The following is a 2275-nucleotide window of genomic DNA, read 5'->3' as shown; positions in this document are numbered from 1 at the left end:
CCTGCAGCACGTCGGTGATGGGCTTGCGCTTGGCCTGGTAGGTGCGCAGGGCGTCCTGCAGGTCGGAGCCGTCCTTGATGGCGTCGGCCAGCCAGGCGGCATCCTGCATGGCGGAGTTCGCGCCCTGGCCCTGATGGTGCAGCATGGCGTGCGCGGCATCGCCCACCAGGGCAACGCTGTCGGTGTGCCAGGTCGGCTGCTTGTCGATGTCGTAGACGCCGCGGTTGGTCATCGAGGCGATGTCCAGCTCCTGGCCGATCTTCTGCAGCCGCTCGTCGAAGCCCTCCAGCAGCGACCCGATGTACTCGTGCGTGACCTCCGGGGCCCAGGCAGTGTCGTCGCTCGGGGCGGTGATGTCGAAGGACACCTGGTTGCGGTGGCGCAGCGGCAGGAAGTACACGGTGGTGCCGTTCTGGCCCACGTAGACGCGGAAGTTATCGTTCTCCACCAGGCCGTAGGCATCGTCGGCGGAGATGACGGCGCGCATGGCAATCGTGTGGGAGAACACCGGCTGGACCTCCCCGAAGATCTGGTTCCGGACGCTGGAGCGGATGCCGTCGGCGCCCACCACCAGGTCGGCTGTGACCTCCACGCCGTTCTCGAACTTCACGGTGGCGGAGTCGCCGTTGTCGGCGATGCTGATCATCTTGTGGCCGATGTGCACGCGCTCTGCCGGCAGCAGGCGCAGGAGCGTCTCGATGACGTCCCCGCGGTGCACCATGCGGCAGTGGTTGACCTGGGCGTACTCGTTGATGCCCGGCCACGGATCGCGGGCGATCAGCTCGCCGTTGGCCTGGTAGACCTCGATGGCCTCGGAAGGGGCGGAGACCTTTTCGAACTCTTCGAACACGCCCCACTTGCGCAGCACCTCGACCGTCGGCGGCCGCAGGCCGATGCCGGCCCCTACTTCACCAAGCTCGGGGGCCTGCTCGTAGACGTGCACGTCGGCGCCGAGCTGCAGCAGTGCCAAGGCAGCGGAAGCGCCGGCGTAGCCGCCGCCCACGACGGCCACCTTCAGGTTCTGGATTTCGGAAGTCTGCATTGTTCTGTGTTCCTTCACTGGACGCCGGTGCAGGCGTCCTCGGGGTGTGGGTGGGGTTGGAGTCCGCCGCCGCCGCCGCCGTCGTCGGAGGTGGAGGCGGAGCCGACGCGTGACGCCGATAGGGGAGGTGCGGGTATCAGGCCTTGATGGAGAGGAAGTCGGCCGGGTTGTCCTCGAGGAGGAGCTTGATGGTGGCGTCGTCGATGCCGGCGGCGCGCATGTCCGGGAGCATGTCGTCGAAGATGTAGTTGATGGTGTGGCCCTTCACGCCCGGCCAGCCCAGCGGGCTGCAGTTGGCGTCGGCCGAGACGAGCAGCTTGTCCGCGTAGCCCTTGTTCACCAGCTTGACGAAGTGCTCCATGCGCTCGGCGCGTTTGCGGCCCCAGAACGGCGGGTCGGGCAATTCGAGGTCGTAGCCGAAGGTGTCGAAGCCGATGCGGCCGCCCTGCTCGTAAATCCAGTCGTGCGGGGTGATCGGGGCGTTCAGGCCGTCGTCGGCGTGCCCGAAGAGGACGCGATCGAGCGGGAGGCCCTCCTCGTTGAAGATGTTCACGGCGGGCTCGGGGTCGATCGCCAGATGCGTGAGGATCGGCACCCCGGTGAGGACGGCGGCGCGGGCGGCGGCGCGGTAGATCCGCTTGTCGAGTTCGGTCATCTTGCCGCCGCGGCTCACGCCGACCTTGATGACGCCGGCCTTGGCGCCGGTGTTGCCGATCCCCACCGTGATCTCGTGGATGAACACCTTCGCCAGGTAGTCCACCGACGCCCGTGCGAAGTGCGGTAGGGCGGTGTCGCCGCCCACGAAGCCGGTGCAGGCCACGATGTGCACGCCGGTCTTGGCGGAGAGGGACTTGTAATAGTCGACGTCGCGGCCGTTGCAGATGCCGGTGGCGTCGACGAAGGTGCCGCCGCCGTTCTCCCGGAACCTGCGCAGCTTCGGCACGGTTTCCTCGTAGGCCTGCTCCGGCGACTTCCACCATTTCGTGTCGAGCTCGGAGCCGGGCATGCCGTAGCCGATATGTTCGTGGACTGCCACGATTTCCAGTTCTTCGGCCGGGATAGTCCCCAGCACGGTGTTGACCTTGGTCATTCCTTCACCTCAGGTGTCTTGAAAAGCTTGTTGATGGTGGGGCCGCGGTGCTCAGCGCACAGTCAGCAGGTTGCGCGGATTCTCCTCGAGGATGCGCTGCGCGTCGTCGTCGCTTAGGCCCTGGTCCTTGAGGAAGGGCACGA

Annotated in this window: 2 protein-coding genes; both read right to left on the bottom strand. The window is 66.8% G+C overall.

Going from position 1 to position 2275, the window contains the following annotated elements; translation table 11 throughout:
* A partial coding sequence (locus tag AC5RV2_RS17190) for an FAD-dependent oxidoreductase (RefSeq protein WP_494093346.1) occupies positions 1 to 1042 on the bottom strand: 1042 nt, incomplete at its 3' end.
* Between the two features lie 136 nt (positions 1043 to 1178).
* A complete protein-coding gene (locus tag AC5RV2_RS17185) occupies positions 1179 to 2132 on the bottom strand; it encodes a phosphotriesterase family protein (protein ID WP_494093345.1) in 954 nt (317 codons plus the stop codon).
* Between the last annotated feature and the right edge of the window lie 143 nt (positions 2133 to 2275).

Source organism: Arthrobacter sp. Y3225116, from assembly GCF_059091245.1.
The sequence above is the reverse complement of the archived record's forward strand: the minus strand, read 5'-3'. Positions and strand labels throughout refer to the sequence as shown.